The 17,526-nt window shown below is 73.0% G+C and carries 21 protein-coding genes and 1 pseudogene; 12 read left to right on the top strand and 10 right to left on the bottom strand.

All coding sequences use genetic code 11. The features are described 5' to 3' along the window. Window positions 1–28: 28 nt before the first annotated feature. The 5 genes from B6R96_RS03005 to B6R96_RS03025 all read left to right on the top strand — a co-directional run bounded on the left by B6R96_RS03005 (window position 29) and on the right by B6R96_RS03025 (window position 4,702). Window positions 29–1,165 carry a PP2C family protein-serine/threonine phosphatase gene (locus B6R96_RS03005; protein ID WP_081521454.1) on the top strand — a complete coding sequence of 379 codons (1,137 nt, stop codon included), beginning with the start codon at window positions 29–31 and terminating at the stop codon, window positions 1,163–1,165. A 36-nt stretch (window positions 1,166–1,201) separates the two neighbouring features. Beyond that, window positions 1,202–1,573, top strand: a complete 372-nt coding sequence (locus B6R96_RS03010) for a VOC family protein (RefSeq protein WP_081521455.1) — start codon at window positions 1,202–1,204, stop codon at window positions 1,571–1,573. Window positions 1,574–1,737: 164 nt separating this feature from the next. Next, window positions 1,738–3,222 (top strand): cellulose binding domain-containing protein, encoded by a 1,485-nt coding sequence (locus B6R96_RS03015; protein ID WP_081521456.1) that lies wholly within the window; start codon window positions 1,738–1,740, stop codon window positions 3,220–3,222. A 108-nt stretch (window positions 3,223–3,330) separates the two neighbouring features. Beyond that, the gene (locus B6R96_RS37160; RefSeq protein ID WP_081521457.1) at window positions 3,331–3,708 is read left to right on the top strand and encodes a VOC family protein; all 378 of its coding nucleotides are present in this window, start codon (window positions 3,331–3,333) and stop codon (window positions 3,706–3,708) included. Window positions 3,709–3,904: 196 nt separating this feature from the next. Continuing rightward, window positions 3,905–4,702, top strand: a complete 798-nt coding sequence (locus B6R96_RS03025) for a hypothetical protein (RefSeq protein ID WP_053704361.1) — start codon at window positions 3,905–3,907, stop codon at window positions 4,700–4,702. A gap of 65 nt (window positions 4,703–4,767) precedes the next feature. Here the strand turns inward: B6R96_RS03025 and B6R96_RS03030 are convergent, their stop codons facing one another. Beyond that, the gene (locus B6R96_RS03030) at window positions 4,768–4,989 is read right to left on the bottom strand and encodes a hypothetical protein (RefSeq protein WP_081521458.1); all 222 of its coding nucleotides are present in this window, start codon (window positions 4,987–4,989) and stop codon (window positions 4,768–4,770) included. Window positions 4,990–5,252: 263 nt separating this feature from the next. Here B6R96_RS03030 and B6R96_RS03035 point away from each other — a divergent pair, with 263 nt between their 5' ends. Beyond that, window positions 5,253–6,053 (top strand): maleylpyruvate isomerase family mycothiol-dependent enzyme, encoded by an 801-nt coding sequence (locus tag B6R96_RS03035; RefSeq protein ID WP_081521459.1) that lies wholly within the window; start codon window positions 5,253–5,255, stop codon window positions 6,051–6,053. 14 nt (window positions 6,054–6,067) lie between these two features. Here B6R96_RS03035 and B6R96_RS03040 read toward each other — a convergent pair whose 3' ends face one another. Further along, window positions 6,068–6,730, bottom strand: coding sequence for a class I SAM-dependent methyltransferase (locus tag B6R96_RS03040; protein WP_081521460.1), 663 nt, complete (start codon window positions 6,728–6,730; stop codon window positions 6,068–6,070). Window positions 6,731–7,168: 438 nt separating this feature from the next. Next, the gene (locus B6R96_RS03045) at window positions 7,169–7,819 is read right to left on the bottom strand and encodes a hypothetical protein (RefSeq protein WP_079407197.1); all 651 of its coding nucleotides are present in this window, start codon (window positions 7,817–7,819) and stop codon (window positions 7,169–7,171) included. A gap of 153 nt (window positions 7,820–7,972) precedes the next feature. On the opposite strand from B6R96_RS03045, the gene B6R96_RS03050 reads away from it, so the two are divergent. Both B6R96_RS03050 and B6R96_RS03055 read left to right on the top strand, forming a co-directional pair. Then, window positions 7,973–8,350: an ATP-binding protein gene (locus tag B6R96_RS03050; protein ID WP_081521461.1), complete on the top strand. Its 378-nt coding sequence runs from the start codon at window positions 7,973–7,975 to the stop codon at window positions 8,348–8,350. A 77-nt stretch (window positions 8,351–8,427) separates the two neighbouring features. Next, window positions 8,428–8,754 (top strand): PadR family transcriptional regulator, encoded by a 327-nt coding sequence (locus B6R96_RS03055; RefSeq protein WP_081521462.1) that lies wholly within the window; start codon window positions 8,428–8,430, stop codon window positions 8,752–8,754. A gap of 58 nt (window positions 8,755–8,812) precedes the next feature. Here the strand turns inward: B6R96_RS03055 and B6R96_RS03060 are convergent, their stop codons facing one another. Further along, window positions 8,813–9,052, bottom strand: coding sequence for a chaplin (locus B6R96_RS03060; RefSeq protein ID WP_053704367.1), 240 nt, complete (start codon window positions 9,050–9,052; stop codon window positions 8,813–8,815). Window positions 9,053–9,257: 205 nt separating this feature from the next. Then, the gene (locus tag B6R96_RS03065; RefSeq protein WP_237291294.1) at window positions 9,258–10,280 is read right to left on the bottom strand and encodes a hydroxyacid dehydrogenase; all 1,023 of its coding nucleotides are present in this window, start codon (window positions 10,278–10,280) and stop codon (window positions 9,258–9,260) included. A 188-nt stretch (window positions 10,281–10,468) separates the two neighbouring features. Here B6R96_RS03065 and B6R96_RS03070 point away from each other — a divergent pair, with 188 nt between their 5' ends. Genes B6R96_RS03070 through B6R96_RS03080 form a run of 3 tightly spaced genes read left to right on the top strand, consistent with a single transcriptional unit; the run spans window position 10,469 to window position 12,647 of the window. Further along, window positions 10,469–11,371, top strand: coding sequence for an NUDIX hydrolase (locus B6R96_RS03070; protein ID WP_081521463.1), 903 nt, complete (start codon window positions 10,469–10,471; stop codon window positions 11,369–11,371). A gap of 39 nt (window positions 11,372–11,410) precedes the next feature. Then, complete coding sequence (locus B6R96_RS03075) at window positions 11,411–12,007, top strand: HD domain-containing protein (RefSeq protein ID WP_237291295.1); 597 nt, start codon at window positions 11,411–11,413, stop codon at window positions 12,005–12,007. 58 nt (window positions 12,008–12,065) lie between these two features. Beyond that, entirely contained in the window at window positions 12,066–12,647 is a 582-nt protein-coding gene (locus B6R96_RS03080) for a GNAT family N-acetyltransferase (RefSeq protein WP_081524947.1), read from the top strand. A gap of 31 nt (window positions 12,648–12,678) precedes the next feature. Here B6R96_RS03080 and B6R96_RS03085 read toward each other — a convergent pair whose 3' ends face one another. The 5 genes from B6R96_RS03085 to B6R96_RS38940 form a co-directional block, all read right to left on the bottom strand. Beyond that, window positions 12,679–12,900 (bottom strand): hypothetical protein, encoded by a 222-nt coding sequence (locus B6R96_RS03085; protein WP_030389299.1) that lies wholly within the window; start codon window positions 12,898–12,900, stop codon window positions 12,679–12,681. 349 nt (window positions 12,901–13,249) lie between these two features. Continuing rightward, on the bottom strand, window positions 13,250–13,714 hold the full coding sequence (locus tag B6R96_RS03090) for a DUF7144 family membrane protein (protein ID WP_081521464.1): 465 nt from the start codon (window positions 13,712–13,714) through the stop codon (window positions 13,250–13,252). A 164-nt stretch (window positions 13,715–13,878) separates the two neighbouring features. Then, window positions 13,879–14,076 (bottom strand): hypothetical protein, encoded by a 198-nt coding sequence (locus B6R96_RS03095; protein WP_030389301.1) that lies wholly within the window; start codon window positions 14,074–14,076, stop codon window positions 13,879–13,881. Window positions 14,077–14,242: 166 nt separating this feature from the next. Beyond that, window positions 14,243–16,912 carry a LuxR C-terminal-related transcriptional regulator gene (locus B6R96_RS03100; RefSeq protein WP_237291296.1) on the bottom strand — a complete coding sequence of 890 codons (2,670 nt, stop codon included), beginning with the start codon at window positions 16,910–16,912 and terminating at the stop codon, window positions 14,243–14,245. Between the two features lie 4 nt (window positions 16,913–16,916). Beyond that, complete coding sequence (locus B6R96_RS38940; RefSeq protein WP_107475452.1) at window positions 16,917–17,327, bottom strand: S1 RNA-binding domain-containing protein; 411 nt, start codon at window positions 17,325–17,327, stop codon at window positions 16,917–16,919. On the opposite strand from B6R96_RS38940, the pseudogene B6R96_RS36595 reads away from it, so the two are divergent. Continuing rightward, a pseudogene (locus B6R96_RS36595) lies at window positions 17,290–17,502 on the top strand (aminoglycoside phosphotransferase family protein); the annotation flags it as partial. The gene B6R96_RS38940 and the pseudogene B6R96_RS36595 overlap by 38 nt on opposite strands. Window positions 17,503–17,526: the final 24 nt, after the last annotated feature.

The following is a 17,526-nucleotide window of genomic DNA, read 5'->3' on the forward strand; positions in this document are numbered from 1 at the left end:
GGATCGCCGCGCGGTGTATGCAGGAGGGATGGAACTCCGGCCGTCGCACCCACCTCACCGCCGGTCCTCGAAGGTGAGCCACGCACAGCTGGCGGTCCCGTTCGCGCTGATCGCCGTCGTGACCCTGGTCGACGTGCTCGCTCCTCCCGACGTGCACCTCGGGCCGTTCCTCGTCGCCGCTCCGGCCGTGACCGCTTCGTTCGCGGGGCCGTGGATGACGGGCTTCGTCGGGCTGGTCGCCGTACTGGCGCAGGTGGTGGTCGCGATGGCGCGCACCAGCCTGACCGACCTGAACCACACCTTCCAGATCATCGCGCTCGTGATGATCTCGGTGTTCGTGACCTTCTTCGCCCACCTGCGCGAGGTGCACGAGAAGAAAGTGATCCAGCTGCGCTCGGTGGCGGAGACCGCCCAGGAGGTGGTCCTGCGGCCGCTGCCCGACCGGATCGGACCGCTGCGCGTCGCCTCCGTGTACCTGGCCGCCGCGGCCGAGGCCCAGATCGGCGGCGACCTGTACGCCGCCGCACGCACGGGGCCGGGCAGGAGTACGGGCGGGGGCGCGGGCAGGGGCACCCGGCTGATCATCGGTGACGTCCGGGGCAAGGGGCTGGAGGCGGTCGGGGACGCGGCGCTCGTACTCGGCGCCTTCCGGGCCTCCGCGCACCAGGAGGCCGGGCTGCCGGGTCTGGTGAACTACCTGGAGGCGGCGGTCACCACGGACCTGGACGGCGCCGGGGACCAGGGCGAAAGCTTCGTGACCGCGGCCGTGCTGGAGATCCCCGACACCGAGCCGGTCGTGCACCTCGTCAGCTGCGGCCATCCCCCGCCGCTGCTCGTGCGGCGGTCCGGCGGCGCCGTCCGGCTGGAGGTGTCCCGGCCGTCGCCGCCGCTGGGCCTCGCCGGGCTCGTGACCTCGGCCGTCACCGCGCAGACCTTCGCGTTCGCCGAGGGTGACCTCCTGCTGCTGTACACGGACGGTGTCCTGGAGGCGCGCGACGGGGCGGGCGCCTTCTACCCGCTGGCGGAGCGGGTGAGCGCGTGGTCGGGCCTGCCTCCGCAGGCGCTGCTGGACCGGGTGTGCGCGGACCTGCTCGCGCACGCGGCCGGCAACACCCTGGACGACGACGCGGCGATGGTGGCGATCGAGCGACCCGTGCGTCCGTAGCCGCGGCCGGGGCCGGGGGTTTGCCAGAATCGGATCATGCTGACCATAGGAACGATCGTCATGGGTGCCGAGGACGTACGGCGGGCCGCGGACTTCTGGAGCCGGGCGCTCGGGTACGTACCGCGGGACGGGGAGGTGGACGAGGACTGGACCGTCCTGGTCCCGGCGGACGGGGCCGGCCCGGGTCTGGCGCTCGGCCGCAGCGTCACGCCCGTACAGGAGCGTCCGCGCGTTCACCTCGACCTGTACGCGGCGGACGCGGCCGAGCAGGAGGCCGAGGTGGCGCGGCTGGTGGCGCTCGGTGCGCGCCACGTCGACTGGGACTCGTATCCGCAGGACCCCGACTTCGTGGTGCTGGCCGACCCCGAGGGCAACCGCTTCTGCGTCATCGACGCCGCGCACGGCTGAGAGCCGGGGGTCCGCAACGCCGCTTCCTCAGCCCCTGCTTACCCCTGCCTTAAGCGGAACCTAAGACTCATTGGGGGCGCACCGAAACGAACGAATGTCCGTTTCGGTGCGGATACCGTGCTGCCGGATCCCCAACTCCCCAGTAACACAGAGGCAGGCACGCGATGGGCAGCACAGTCGGGCACCGGCGCAGGACGAGTCGTACGGCGAAGGTCACGGGCGCGATCGTGGCCGCGGCGGTGATCGGTGGAGCGGCCTTCGCCCTCACCGGAACCGCCCAGGCGACCTCCGTCGGCGCCGTGTACACGAAGTCCAGCTCGTGGAGCGGCGGTTACACCGGCCAGTACGTCATCACCAACAGCACGGGGCAGGCCCGGTCGGACTGGACCCTCCAGTTCGACCTGCCGGCCGGCACGAAGATCGACTCTCTCTGGAACGGCACCCACACGGTTTCCGGGCGTCGCGTCACCGTCAAGCCCGCCGCCTGGAACGCGCAGCTGGCCGCCGGGGCTTCCGTCACCGTCGGCTTCGTCGCAAGTGGCACCGGTACGCTCGGCGACCCGACCGGGTGCCTGATCGACGGGGTGAAGTGCTCGGTCGACCAGGGCGCCACCGCTCAGCCCAGTGGGCGCCCCACCGCCCGGCCCACCGTCACCGCGAGCCCGGCGCCGACCGCGCCCGTGACGTCGGCCGCGCCCACCGGCACCACGTCGCCCTCCCCCACGGCCACGGTCCCCACCCCCGCTCCCGGGGGCGGAGGCGCGCGCTTCGCCCCGTACGTGGACACCTCGCTGTACCCCGCGTACGACCTGCTCGACACCGCGACGAAGACCGGCGTGAAGGAGTTCCACCTCGCCTTCATCACCTCCGGCGGCAGCTGCGCACCGCTGTGGGGCGGCGTGACCGACCTCGCGAGCGACAAGGTCGCCGCCCAGATCGGTGCGCTGCGCGCCAAGGGCGGCGACGTGCGGGTGTCGTTCGGCGGGGCCGCCGGACACGAACTGGCCCTGAACTGCGCCACCGTGGACGAGCTCGCCGCCGCGTACGGCAAGGTCGTCGACCAGTACCGGCTCACGAAGGTCGACTTCGACATCGAGGGCGCCGCCCTGCCGGACACCGCGGCCAACGCCCGCCGCGCACAGGCCATCGCCCGGCTCCAGAAGTCCCACCCGGGCCTGGACGTCGCCTTCACCCTGCCCGTGATGCCCGAGGGCCTCACCCAGCCGGGCGTGGCGCTGCTGGCCGACGCCAAGAAGAACGGCGTACGGGTCGACGCCGTCAACATCATGGCGATGGACTACGGCCCGGCGTACAGCGGGGACATGGGCCAGTACGCCGTCCAGGCGGCGACGGCCACGCAGGCGCAGATCAAGGGCGTGCTCGGGCTCTCCGACGCGGCGGCGTGGAAGGCCGTGGCCGTCACACCGATGATCGGTGTGAACGATGTCACGAGCGAGATCTTCACGGTGGCGGACGCGACGCAGCTCGTGGAGTTCGCGGCGTCGAAGGGGATCGGCCGACTGGCCATGTGGTCCTCCACGCGCGACAAGCAGTGCGCGGCGGGCGCCGTCAACCACGCCGACGCGACGTGCAGTTCGATCCTCCAGCAGCCCTTGGCCTTCACCAGGGCGTTCTCGGCGCTCAAGTAGCCGCACCCCGGCCCCCACCGGCACGCCGGGCGCGCCGGTGGGGGCCGGAGGGGGCCGGAGGGAATTTCCGGTGGTGCAACGAGCGGGGGCTGGGGCAGGCTGGGCCGCATGGTTTCGGTGGTGCAGAACGTAGCGATCGACTGTTCGGATGCCTATGGGCTGGCCCGCTTCTGGAGCGAAGCGACCGGTTGCCCGCTTCATCCGGAGTCCCGCCCGGGCGACCGGGAGACCCAGGTGATGCTTCCCGAGGGCCCGCTGCTGTACTTCAACCAAGTGCCGGAGCCGAAGACCGTGAAGAACCGGATCCACTTGTGCCTGCGTCCGACGACCTCGCGCGAGGAGGAGGTCGAACGGCTGCTGCGTCTCGGAGCCACCCTGGTCGCCGATCGGCGGGAACCCGGCGGCGCCGGCTGGGCGGTCCTCGCCGACCCCGAGGGCAACGAGTTCTGTGTCCTGCGGAGCCAGTCCGATCGCGCGGGGGCATGAGGGCGGCGCGTCTCGCCCTGCCGACCGATCGTTTGGTTCCCGCACGCCCCCTCCGCGCAACTGCCGCCGCCCCGGCCGCACTTGTACGACGGGCCCGGCCGGAGCACAGTGAGGGCGGCGGGTACGGGGGCGGCGCCGCTCGGCCCCGGCGCGTCATGTGCAACGCACCGGATCCGAGGAACAGGAGCCCAGGGGCATGCCCATCCAGCAGAGGATCGACCACCCCACCAACTGGATCATCCAGGTGGACATCGAGGACGTGAGCGCGCTCGCCCTGCACGGTGCACCCGCCGGTGAGCGGCTCGTGGTGTTCGTGACGGAGACCCACCACAACACGCGGTACGACAGTGACCGGCGCGACGAGATCGTCCGGCGGCTGTCCTCGCACCCCAAGGTCACGCTCGTCCTCGAACGGGACATCAGCCCCATCCCGCCCGCGCCCAACATGGTGGTGGAATCCACCGCAGGCCTGGCCTCCGGCGACACCAAGCGCGACGACACGGTGATTGCGCAGCTCGTCGAGCACCTGAACCGGCTGCCCGCCGGGCAGAAGGGCCGGTCGATCGTGTTCCTCTTCGGGGCCGACCACTTCGACAAGCTCACCACCCGCCTCGACACGGCCCTGCCGGAAGCGGTGACGCTCCGCCACTTCCCCTCGATCCGGGACCAGCTGGACTCCCTGAGCACCGCCGCCGCCCCGCAGCCCGGCCCCAACGACCGGCCGATCGGCTGGGTCCGCACGAGCCAGTTCGCGGCGAACGAGGGTCAGGAGGCCCTCAACTGCGAACTCCTGCGACGCGGCCTCGCACCCGTTCCCTACCAGGTCCACGTCCACTCGGCGGGCGTCTTCGCGTGGGGCAAATTCGGCTTCCACCTCCACACCTCGAACCAGTCGATCATCGATCGCGCCACCTCCCTCGTCGACGACGGCACCCTCCCCCTCATGATCCGCGACCCCAAGGAGATCAAGGGCCTCGAAGGCCGGGTCGGCTGACAACCGCGGCCGTCCTGCCGGGTGAACCCGCCTGCCACCCCCACCTCACGGCGGTACGGCCCCGCTCAGTCCGGGGGCTCGGACGAGCCCTCGGCGGCGTCGTCGTCCGGATCCGCGGACTCCGGTGCGTCCTGCGCCCGGCGGGGGCTTTCGGAGTCCGCGTCGTCCGGGCCGCCGCTCCCGGGCAGATCGGGCGCGCCGTCGCCGATCGGGGGCAGGTCGGGGGTGACCGGGTCCTCGCTCTCCGGGACGGGGGCCGGCAGGTCGGGTCGTCGATCGGGGCTCATGGCACCTTCTTCGCTCGGTGAACGTGCGCCTCGCCTACCCGGGTCCCCGGGCCGCATGCGCCAATGCCCGTGCTTCGGGCGAGCGGTGGGGCATTTGCCTGCGGTCGATCACACAGAGCGTCAGCACGGCCGCGCGTACCGGGTGGACGTCGCGTCGCCGAGGTGCCGGCCGCGCGGCGAAGCCGGAGCGGCCACGGGCACGACGGCCGACCCACCGCCAAAATCACTGTCCGATGATCGGAAGATGGTGATAGACATCCGGCGTGGAAAAGAATCTTGAGTTCCCCGACCTGCTGCGACTGATCGATGAACGGTCGATCGCCTTCCGCGCCGCGGTCGCCGCCGCGCCCAGTCTCGACGCACAGGTACCGACCTGCCCCGAGTGGACGCTGTTCGATCTGGTGAAGCACCTGGGTGGGGGAGACCGTTTCTGGGCCGCCATCGTCGGCGCGGGGCCTGCCGACGCTCCCCCGGCCGAGGCCGCCGCTGCGCGCGCCGCTCTGGAAGTGCCGCGGGAGCGTGAGGCCCTGCTGGCCTGGCTGGCCGCGTCCACGCAGCTTCTGCTGAGCGCCCTGCGCGAGGCAGGCTCGGAGGGCGGTTGCTGGACGTGGTGGCCTGCGTCGCAGTCACCGCAGACCTCCGGCGCTGTCGCCCGGCACCGGGCCCAGGAGACCGCGGTGCACACGTACGACGTCCGGCTCACCGGGGGCGCCCCGCAGCCGCTGCCGGTCGAGCTGGCACTCGACGGTGTGGAGGAGTTCCTGTTCACCGTCTGCGGAACGCCGAGTGCCTGGCCGCACAAGCCCACGGCCTTCGACTTCCACGCCTCCGAGGGCCGCTCCTGGCGTCTCACGGTCGACGGCGACGGCGCACGCTCCACCCGCATCCCCGCGCCCACTGCCGCGACCGGCGAGGCCTCGGACGCGGCCGGCGCCTCCGTCCACGGCACGGCCAGTGAGTTGGTCCTCTACTTGTACGACCGTATCCGGGCCGACTCGTTGCACGTCGACGGGGACGCAGGGCTGCTCGACCTGCTCCGCGCCTGGGAGCCGGAGGAGAAGTAGGACGCGGCGGGGGCTCAGGTGGGCTGTCCCGGGGTTTTGCGTGCGAGCAGCTGGACTTCCTGGAACTGCCGTCGGTCGGTGGGCTGCGGCGCGCGAATCGTCCGGGCCACCTCGGCCAACCCGCATGCGCGCAGCATCGCGGCGAGGTGGTCGGGCGCCCATCGATAGGCGGGTGCGACCGCGTGATCGTAGACCTGCGTCGGGCGAGTGGGGCCCTCGCTCGCCGAGAAGCCGATCAGAAGGTGGCCGCCGGGCGCCAGCACACGATGGAACTCGGCGAGGACGGCGGGGAGTTCCTCCGGTGGAGTGTGGATGATGGACCAGCGTGACAGCACGCCGCCGAGCCCGCCGTCGTCGATGTTCAACGCGGCCATGGAGCCCACGTCGAACTGCAGGCCCGGATAGGCCTGTCGAGCCAGCTCGATCATCGTGGGAGAGACGTCGACTCCGTACGCCGCCAGCCCCAGCCCGTCCAGATGGGCGGTGATATGGCCGGGCCCGCACCCCAGGTCCGCGACCCGGCCGCCCCCACCGGTGCGTACGGCCTCGGCGAAGACACCCAGGACGGCACGGTCCAGGGGGCTGTCCCGCAGGCTGTCGCGGAACAGCTCCGCATAGGTGGCGGCAGCGGCGTCGTAGGCCGCGCGGGTGGCGCTGAGGACATCGTGTTCGACCATGTTCGCCACAGTAGACCCGATGGAAGGCCGTCGGCCGGTCGACGGCCTACCGCCTACCGCCGACCGCCGACCGCCGACCGCCGACCGCCGACCGCCCGCAGCGCGTTCTGCCTGACGTCTTCTCAGACTCTCCGAACTCCGTGCGGGAAAAGGCGTTTACGGGACGGGAACCGGGTCAGACGCGTGAATACGGAAGCGAGCACCTCACGGTGGCGCTTCCGGAGCGGGCCCCGCCGCATGGCTGTCGTTCCCCCCGGCGTCATGCGGCAGGCCCGCCCGCACGACGGGCTGCCGCCCGGATCCGTACGGCATCCGGCCCCCCGTGTCCCGGCCCCTCCCCCGGCCGGGCACCGGGGGCGTCCGGTGGGCCCTCGGCGCCGGCGCTCGTACCGCCGTCCCCGGGCAACGGGTCCCGACGGCAGCAGCCCGGCGCCGTACCTACGCGAGGATGCCGGCGCGCGCCGCGAAGTCGAGGGCCGCTTCGAGCCGGGGTGCCGGCCGGCCTTCGGTGTGGCCCGCCGCGAGCAGGGCCGCCACGGCGGCCGCGTCGGCCTTGCGTTCCCGCGCGAGCGCCCCGAACCGGGCGACGGCTTCGGTCAGGCTGCGTTCCACCGAGCCCGGAACGTCGAACGAGGACACGGTCAGTCCGAGGTACTCCTCCTCGTCCGCGCCGACCCAGGCGGCGGCGCCGTCCAGTCCGTCCTCCCGCACCTCGTCCGGGTAGGGGATCCGGTGCCAGGCGCCGCCCTCCCACCAGTAGACGAAGCCGAAGAGGTTGCCGGCGGCGTCGTCGCGCAGGAGTTCCCAGGGCAGCCAGTCGGGGCCGCCCGCGAGGAAGTCGATCTGCTTGCCGTCGACGTGGGTGTGGCTGCCGTCGGGGTCCTGCCCGCAGAACACCGCGTGTCCCGCGTCCAGTACGGTCAGGCGCCACCAGCCGCCGGCGCCGGTGGAGTGGCACCACAGGCCGTCGTCGTCGAGGGCGAACTCGGTACTGGTCGAACACGCGGTGTCCACCAGGGCCATGGTCACCGCCCTGGCCCACAGCAGTTCGGGGTGTTCGAGGTCTTCGGGCCGGCTCGGCGCGTGCATTGTGTGGTCTCCTCCCGGGTTTGGGGATCAGCCTCGCACGCGGGTCGGGGTCAGCCGAAATGCCGATGGTCCGACGGGCCGGTGGCTGGGAAGGTGGTGGTACTGCCCGTCGGCCGACATCCACCGTTCCCTCCTGAGCAGGAGCCCCTTGCCATGCTCGTCCTCGACTCCTCCCGCACGAACACCGCGCTGGCGCGCCGCGCCGCCCGGCGCTTCCTGCAGGCCAGCTGTCCGTGGGCCGACGTGAACGACGTGCTGCTCGTGGTGAGCGAGCTGCTGGGCAATGCGGTCCGCCACACGGAGGGCGCCTGGCTGCTGCGGATGTCCTGCCGGCGTGAGGGCCTCGTTGTGGAGGTCCACGACAGCAGTCGCACGCTCCCGGCGCCGCGGCCCGGCGACCCCGAAAACGGGGGCGGGTTCGGCTGGGGCATCGTGCAGCAGCTGGCCTCGTCCGTGACCGTGCGGCCCCACCGGACCGGAAAGTCGGTACAGGCCGTCTGGTACCCGGCTCTGCAGGCGCAGGCAGCTTGACCGGTCGGCCAGCCTACCGAATTGTGTCCGATATATGATGAATATCAAGATATGATGGAGTCGTGGCTCCGCGAGAGATGACGCGTACGGCCTTCTACGTACTGACCGCTCTGGCCGGCGGCCCACGGCACGGCTACGGCATCGTCCAGGAGACCGCGGCCCTGTCCGAGGGGCAGGTGCAGCTGCGCATCGGGACGCTCTACGGAGTGCTGGAGCGGCTGGCGGCCGAGGGAGTCATCGAGCCGGACCGCGAGGAGGCCCATCGGGGCCGGCTCCGCCGGTACTACCGCCTGACCGGCGCGGGAGAGGCGGCGCTCGGCGCGGAAGCCGCGCTCATGGCATCGGGCGCACAGGCCGCGACCCGGCGACTCGCCGCCCGGCACGCTGCCCGCCGAGGACGGTGATGCGTGCGGGCTCGTCCCGGCCGAGCCTCCGGCCGGGACGAGCCGCGGTTCACGAGACTCAGGCGTTGATGCAGGTGTTGCCGGCGGCCGGGTTCAGCGCGCCGATCACGTTGATGCTGTTGCCGCACAGGTTGATCGGGACGTGAACCGGGATCTGGATCAGGTTGCCCGAAAGCACGCCGGGCGAGCCGGCCGCGATGCCCTCGGCGGTGGCGTCCGCCGACGCCGACGACGCACCTCCGATGACCGCCAGGCCCAGCACCAGAGCGAGACCCGCACTCTTCAGAACACGCGACACGTGACTTCTCCTTGTAACCGCACAGCGATGCCGGAGCACCGCACGGCCCCGAGCGGGGCCGTCGCCCTTTCTTCGGCAGCTGACGGCCTCTCGGCCTGGGTCGAGCCGCCCGGTTCGCTCGAAGAGGTGGCCCGGCGGGCTCCGTATGGACGTATCCGCGTCAGCCCGTTCGACCGGTCCGTCCCCGGGACCGGTACTGCGTCGTTCAGGCGGTCCGGTCGAGGTCCTCGCGGTGCACCGGGTGCGCGAAGGGCAGGCCGGCGGCGTAGCGGGCGATCTCCTGGATCGCGGAATCGGCCAGCCGGCGGAGTTCGTTGCCGAGGGAGCCCGCGATGTGCGGGGTGAGCAGTACGTTCGGCAGGTCGTACAGCGGGGATCCGGCGGGCAGCACCTCCGGCTCCGTGACGTCGATGACGGCGTGCAACCGGCCGGAGGCCACCTCGTCCGTGAGCGCGGCCGTGTCCACGAGGGAGCCGCGGGCCGTGTTGATGAGCGTGGCGCCGTCGCGCATCAGCCCCAGCCGCCGGCGGTCGATCATCGACCGGGTCCGGGGCAGCTCCGGCGCGTGGAGGCTGACGACGTCGGACACCCGGCAGAGCTCGTCGAGCCCGACGGCGCGGACGCCGAGGCCCGCGGCCTCCTCCGCGCTCACGTACGGGTCGTAAAGGACGGGTTCGAGATCGTACGGGCGCAGGAGCTCGATCACCCGGCGGCCGATCCGGGACGCGCCGACGACACCGACGGTGCGGCGGTAGTTCCCCGCGTGCGCGTAGCGCAGGTGCCAGTCGTGCGGGCGGCCGCGCACGCCGCGGTACTCCTCGCGCAGTTGCATCACCCGCTTGTTGGAGAGCAGGACCATGGCCACGGTGTACTCGGCCACGGGCGCGGAGTTGGCCGCCGCGGCGGAGGAGACGACGATGCCGCGCTCCCAACAGGCAGCGGTGATCAGCTGCTTGACGGATCCGGCGGCATGGACGACGGCCCGAAGCCGGGGCGCGGCGGCGAGCACCCGGGCGTCGACGGCCGGCGCGCCCCAGCAGGTGAGCAGAACCTCAGCCTCCGCCAGGGCGGTAACCACCGCTCCCCCCGGCCGCTCGAAATCGTCGAGGACCAACTCCGTGTCGAGCGAAGCCACTTCGCACAGTCGACGGGCGGTGGCGGCGTCCAGCAGCCGGGGCCGCAGCTCCGGCGACATCGCGAGCAGGATCCGCGGGCGGCGAAGGGACATCCGGGGGCTCCTCCTTGCGGCGGCGGGCGGCGGGCAGCGGGCGGCAGCGCGGGGCGGGGCAGGCCGTGTGGGGCGCGCCGACCCTACGAAGCCGTATCCCGGCCGTCAAGGTCGCGAGAACCGCGTTCTTTGGGCATGCATATCCGTGATGTGCCCGTATGCAAGCCGCGACGAGGGGGAGCCCGCCCATGTCCATCAATTCCACCGATTCCACCGATTCCACCGAACCGAAGGGCACCGCCGCACTGCTGGTCAACCCGCGCGGCCAGTACCTGCTGCACCTGCGCGACGCGAACAAGCCGGAGATCTGCGACCCGGGGACGTGGAGCATCCCGGGCGGCGGCCGCGAGGGGAACGAGAGCGCGCACGAGGCGATCGTGCGGGAGCTGAAGGAGGAGACGGGCCTGACGGTGCCGCTGGAGCCGTTCACCGTGGTCGACTGCACCAGTCCCGACGGGAGGGAGAAGGGGCAGATCCAGGTGTACCTCGGCGCCTGGGACGGCGACGCCGACGGCCTCCCGCTCGGCGAAGGGATCATGCTGCGCTGGTTCGACGCGGCAACGACCGCGCACCTGACGATGTGTTCGTGGACGCAAGAGGTCATCGACCTGCACCGGGCCGGGACATCGGCGCCCGCCGCGGTCGCCGGCAGCCGGGCCTGCCCCAATGTCATCGGGGTCCACCTCTACCTGGAACGCGAGGGCCGGGTCCTGCTCGGGCTCCGGCATCCCGACTCGCCCTTCGGCGCGTCGCACCACCACTTCCTCGCCGGGCACTGCGAGCGGGAGTCCGCCATCGCCTGCCTGATCCGCGAAGCCCGGGAGGAGGCAGGTCTGCGGATCGCGGCGGCGGACCTCGAACTCGTGCACACCGTGCACGTGGTGGACCCGCCGGGCTCCCGGCCGCGCATGCAACTGGTCTTCCGCGCACACCGATGGGAGGGAACGGCGGAGGTCCGCGAGCCGGACAAGTGCGTCGGCTGGGCCTGGTGGCCGGCGGACGCATTGCCGCAGCCGATCGTGCCGTACGCCAGGGCGGCGATCGAGGGCATTCGCGGCGGCCGCCGCTATACGGAGCTGGGCTGGTCCTGACCCCGGGGCCTGGTCACCCCACCTCGGTAGTCTGAACCGGTGACCCCGTCGAACGCCCTGTCCCGGGCCCTGCACGCTCCGGCCGATCCACCGCTGCGGCCGCTCCCGCCGCCGGTGGTGGAACTCCTCGAATCCCTCGACGCACCGCCACGACTGGCCGCCCACCTGCGGTCCGTTCATGACGTGGCGGTGCAGCTGGTCGAGTGGCTGGAGCACCGGCATCCGGAGATCGTCGTCGACCGCGAGGCCGTTCTCTTCGGTGCGGCGACCCACGACATCGGCAAGACCGTGCACACCGCCGAGTTGTCGGAGCCCGGGTCCCTGCACGAGGAGGCGGGCCGGGAGTTGCTGCTGGCCCACGGGTTCGTTCCGGACCTGGCCCGCTTCGCCGGGACCCACGGCTCGTGGTCGGCTCCCGGTACGACGCTCGAAGAGCTGCTGGTGAGCACGGCCGACAAGGTCTGGAAGAACAAACGCGTCCCGGAGCTGGAGGACCTGCTGAGCTCGCGCCTGGCGCAAGCCACGGGCGCGAAAAGCTGGGAGGCGTACCTCGCGCTCGACGATCTGCTCGCGCGGATCGGCGGCGGGGCCGACGGCCGGCTCGCCCACCAGGCGTCCTTCCCGGTCCACGGATAGTGCCGGTGCGCGGCCGGGTCGGGGCGCAGGGTGAGCGGGGGTGTGGCACGATGCCGAGATGATCACTCCCGCGCCGATACCGCCCGTCGTTCCCGCAGGCCGCATGGCCGGGGCGGAACAGCCCGTACTCGCACTGCCCGGCGGATGGGAGCTGCGCCCCTGGCAGCCCGGCGACGCCGGCGCCCTGCTGGCCGCGAGCCAGGACCCGGCGATCCGGCTGTGGAACCGCCTGGTGGTGAACTCGGCGGCCGAAGCGGCCGAGCGGATCGAGCGCATGCAGCACCGGTGGCGGGCCGAGCTCAGCGCGATGTGGGCCATCGCCCGGCCGGGCGGCGAGGCGGCGGGCCTGATCGGCTGGGGCGACATCGACCTGGCCGGAGGCAGCGCCGAGATCGTCTACTGGCTGCTGCCCGCGGCCCGCGGCGCGGGCGTTGCCCTCGGGGCGACCGAGCGGGTCACCCGGTGGGCGCTCGACGATCTCGGCCTGCACCGCCTGCGGTTGTGCCACGCGGTGACCAACACCGCCTCCTGCCGGGTCGCCGACAAGGCCGGGTACGCCCTCGAAGGCACCATGCGCAGCGCCCTGCTGCACGCCGACGGCTGGCACGACCAGCACCTGCACGCCCTGATCCAGGACTAGGCCGTCTCTTTCGGATCTTTCCGGGTGGCCCTCATTCACGGGGGCGGCCGTGCTGCCCGAGCAGGCCGAGTGCCGTCAGTACGGCGATGCAGAGTGTCATCCAGCCCATGAACGCGCCGCCGCCGTACAGCACCGCACCGGCCGCCGGCGCCCCGGCCTCGTGCGAAAGCACTCCCGCCACGACCGCTACCAGCAGCGACGATACGAAGGACAGCAGTGCGAGAAGCACCTGAACGGGAAAAGTGAGCCTCACCGGTCGATCCCTTCACGAAGGTGATCGACCAGTCGGCGGGCAGCCTCAGCTCGACCACCGCTTGCGGATGGCCTGCTGAGGCTCTGCGACGATCAGAGACTCATCGTGCTCATTGCCTCTCGAGATGGAAGCACTGTCCCCCATCGGACACGTCGCCAGTGCTTGTGGCTCTCGAATGAGCAACACGCAGCCTAGCGGCAGGCGTTGAGGAGCGCCAGCATTCAGGTCCCGCCCCGGAGCCGGCGGTCCCGGTCTCGGCACCGGTCCCGGCACCGGCACCGGGCGGTGATCGGACGCGCCGCGGCACCCGACCCGTTGCCGGGTCGGGTGCCGCGGCCGCTGCCCCGCGTCAGTCTGCGGTGGAGGGCGTCCAGCTCGTGCACAGCGCCCAGATGATCCACACGTCGATCGCGATGATGATGATCGACCACCAGGGCTGGTACGGCAGCCACATGAAGTTGAGGATCACGCTGATCGCGGCGAGTGCGATACCCGCGCCCCTCGCCACGTTCGATCCGGCGAACAGGCCCACTCCGGTCAGGACGACGATGATTCCGACGATGAGATGGATCCATCCCCACGCCGTCAGGTCGAATTCGAAGACGTAGCTTCCGATCCGGGCGTAGACGTCGTCCTTGGCGATGGCCGCGATGCCCTGGAAGATCGCGAGGCACCCGACCACCAGGAGGAGGACCGCGGCGAACATCGTGCCCACGTTCCCCGTGCTCCCGCTGTCGTCGCCCGAGACCCTCGGGGTGTTGCCCGGCGCAGGGCCGGTGTTCCAGTTTCCCCCGGTCGGTGTCGGCTGGCCCATGGAATTCACCTCACAGTTGGCGGTACAGCGCAGGACCGTCCTGCTCCGGCTCGTCGGTCACAGGCTTCGGCGCCCGCATCGCAGTGTCGTCCGGCGGCCCGGTCCCTGTGATCACCCGGAGCGGGTGGTCTTCGTACGGCCCGGCCCGCACCCGGGTCGCGGCCTCATGCGGGCAGCCGGCGCATTTCCAGTACCCGCAGGCCCAGGGACTGGAAGCGCGTGAGGAGGCCGTACAGGTGGGCCTCGTCCGTCACGCTGCCGAACAGGAGCGTCTGCTCCGGTACGGGGATCCGGTCGAGCTCGGGAAAGCCGGCGGCGAGCGTGTCCGGCACGATCCCCGCGATGCGGAATTCGTAGCGCATGAGGGCCCTCACTCCTCTCGGAACGAAGGCGTCGGGTGCCCGGGCTGCTAAGGGGCCCGGCCCGCTTGCTGCCTTCACCCGCCATCGTCGGTCCCCGCCGGACGCCCGGCATCGCCCGGTACGGGCGAAAGAACGCTCCCACCCGCCTTCCGCCCGTGCGCGCGGTTCAGAGCATCCCGAGGTCCTGCGCCCGGTGGACGGCGTCGCTGCGCCGGGTGACGCAGAGCTTGCGGTAGATGCTCTTCAGGTGGGTCTTGACCGTGTTGGCCGAGACGAACAGCTCGGCCGCCATCTCCTCGGTGGACAGCATCTCCGCGGCCTTGCGCAGCACCTCGACCTCGCGCGCACTCAGCGGCTCCACCACCGGCGGCCGCCCGTCGGCCCGCGCCGCGCGCGCCGTTCGGACCGGGGCGCCGGGGGTCAGCCAGCCGTGCAGGCGGGCCGATGCCGGGTCCCGGTCCAGGACCCGGCGCATCCAGGGCCCGGTCTCGACGAACATCCGGCGCAGCTCCTCGGGGCGGGCGAGCGCCAGCGCCTCGGCCAGCCGCCGCCGCGCCTCCTCGGCGTCGCCGTCCTCCTCGGCCAGTTGCGCGCGGAGCAGGCTCGCGTGGGCCCGTACCGTCGTCGCGGGCGCGTCGCCGTCGTCCCCGGCCGCCGGTACGGCTTCCAGTGCCTGCGCCGCGCACGCCCCGCGGCCGAGCGCCAGCAGGGCGCGCGCCCGGGCCACCGCGCGCTCGGGCCCGTCCGCGGCCGCGGCGTCCAGGACCTTGAGGGCCGCCTCGGCGTCGCCCCGCCCCAGGTGCACGGCCGACTCGGCCACGGCCAGCTCCGCCGCCACCCGGTCGGACAGGCGTGCGACGGCCACCGCGTGCAGTGCGGCGAGGGCCGCGTCCGCGTCGCCCTCCGCCAGCGCGATCCGGGCGCCGATGACGGCGGCGCGGGCGGCGGTCGCGGGGTCCGGGCGCACGCCCGTCGCCGCGGCCGCCAGGTCGAGGTGGTGGCGCGCGGCCGGCAGGTCGTCCTGCTCGACGGCCACACCCGCGAGGACGAGGTGGTCGACGCCGGCCCGCCGCTCCGGCGGAAGGGCGGACCGCTCGGCGACGGCGAGGCAGGCGCGGGCGTGCTCGGCAGCCCGCCGCAACCGGCCCCGTAGCAGTTCGACCAGGGCCAGCGAGCCGAGCGCCTCGCACAGCGGGTGCTCGGTTCCGGGGTGCTCGGTACCGGGGTGCTCGGTACCGGGGTGCTCCGTTCCCGGGTGCTGCGCCCCCTGCGGCCCGCACGCGGCCACGGCTGCCGTCAGCGTGGCCCCGGCCCGCTCCAGGTGTCCGGCGCCGAGCTCGGCGGCGCCCAGATGTGCCGACAGCAGCGCGCGGAGTTCGGGGCGCGCGGCGAGCAGGGCCGGCGGCAGCTCCCCCAGCAGCCGGTCGGCGTCCACGGCCGCCCGTTCGGCGGCCGCAAGGTCGCCGGCCGCGCGCCCGGCGAGAACGCCGAGGAAGGCCCGGCCGAGCCGCGCCGCGGGGCCGGAGGAGTCCGTCAGGGCGGCGTCGGCCCGCCGCAGCGCGTCCTCGCACCCCGCGGGGTCCTGTGCGGCCGTCCGGCAGGCCGCCGCGACCAGTGCGGGCGCCGCCCCCGCCGTCCCCGGCGGCATCCCGTCGAACGCCCGGCCCAGCCGGTCGGCCTCCATGCCGGTGAGGAGACGGCCGAGGGCCAGGTTGTCGACGAGCTGCGCGGCCGCGAACGGCCAGTCCCCGGCGGCCGCGCCCTGCAGCACGGCCTCCGTGAGCCGCCCGGTCCCGGCGAGCCAGCGCGCCGCCCGCCCGTGCAGCCGGGGTTCGAGACCGGGGCAGCGCTGGCGCAGGTGCGCGCGCAGGACCTCGGCGAACAGCGGGTGCAGCCGGTACCAGGCCGAGGCGTCGACCTGCTCCAGGAACGCGTTGTCGCGGGCCAGCCCGGCCAGGGTGCGTGCCCCGTCGTCCCGGCCGGTCAGCGCATCCGCGAGGTCCGGGTGGATCCGGTCGGTCACGCAGACCCGCAGCAGCAGGTCCTGGGTGGGCGGCGGCTGGGCGTCGAGCACCTCGGCCAGCAGATACCCGGCGATCGTCGTGCGGTCGGCCGCGAACTGGCGGAGGAACGCCTCCGGGTCGGCGCTGCGCTGCATCGCCAGCGCGCACAGGCGCACCCCTGCCGCCCATCCCTCGGTGCGCTCCATCAGCCGTCGGATTCCGGGCTGTGAGATGTCGAGCCGGTGCTCGCCCAGCAGCGCCTCGGCGTCCTCGTGGGTGAATCTGAGGTCGGCGTGCCGGATCTCCACGATCTCGCCCGCCGCCCGGTAGCGGTGCAGGGGCAGCAGGGGGTCCGATCGGCTGGTGAGCACGATGCGCAGGCCCCCGGCCGCGTGCCGGAGTACGAAGTCCAGCGCCTCGGCCGTCGCGGGCGGCCGGGCGGTGTCGAACTGGTCGAGGACGAGGACCGCGGGCTGCGGGGACGCGGCCAGCCCGTCCGCCAGGCGCACCAGGAACGACCGGGTGACCCCCTCGGCCCGGGCGGGCATGCCCACCTCGGGGGGCAGGGTCACCCCGCCGCGGTGCAGGGCCTCCAGGACGTACGCCCAGAAGGCCCCGGGGGCGTCGTCGGGTTCGACGGTGAGCCACATGGGGGGACGCGGTGCGCGGCGGTCGGCGGCCCAGTGGGCGGCGAGCACCGTCTTGCCCGATCCGGCCGGTCCGTTGACGAGGGTGAGCGGTCCGCGCGCCCCGGCCGCCAGGCGCCCCAGCAGCTCGGGCCGGTGGACCAGCAGCTCGGGTACGGCGGGGGGCGTGAACCTGGCCGTGAGCATGGGGTCACCGGTGGGCGCCCGGTGGGCCATGGAGGTCACCGGGGCTCACGCGGCAGTACGGACACGGACTGTGATGATCGGCCCACAGGCCCCACTGAACCGGTGATCGGTGGTGATCACCACTCGTGTCACCCGGTCCGGGGGAGGCGCGGGCGCCCGGCGGCCCGGGGCGCGGGCCGCTCAGCCGTCCAGGCCGAGGCTGATGCGGCGGCGCCGGAGGTCCATGCCGAGCAGGGTGGCCCGTACCTCGTCCCCGCTCTCGAAGGGTGCCCTCGCGCAGCTCGCTGCGGTGGACCAGGCCCTCGACGCCCGGTGCGAGCCGTACGACCACCCCGAACGGAACGGTCCTGGTCACGGTGGCGGGGAGGGTGGCGCCGATCGGGTGGGCGGTCGACCGTATGCTGGACGTCTTCACCGAGGCCGCGGAACTGGATCGCGAACGCGTCCGGCGCTGGGCCCAACTGCACGCTGTGCAGGCCGCGTTCCGGGCCCGGCGGCACGGTTTCCGGGTGGCGCGCGACGGCCCGCTGCTCGAGGCGATCACGCAGTTCGCCGACCGCCTCGCCCAGGTACTGGCGCGGCCCGCCTGAGCCGCGCGGGCCGCACCGTCCCCC

The organism is Streptomyces sp. Sge12 (genome assembly GCF_002080455.1).
Taxonomy (GTDB): domain Bacteria; phylum Actinomycetota; class Actinomycetes; order Streptomycetales; family Streptomycetaceae; genus Streptomyces.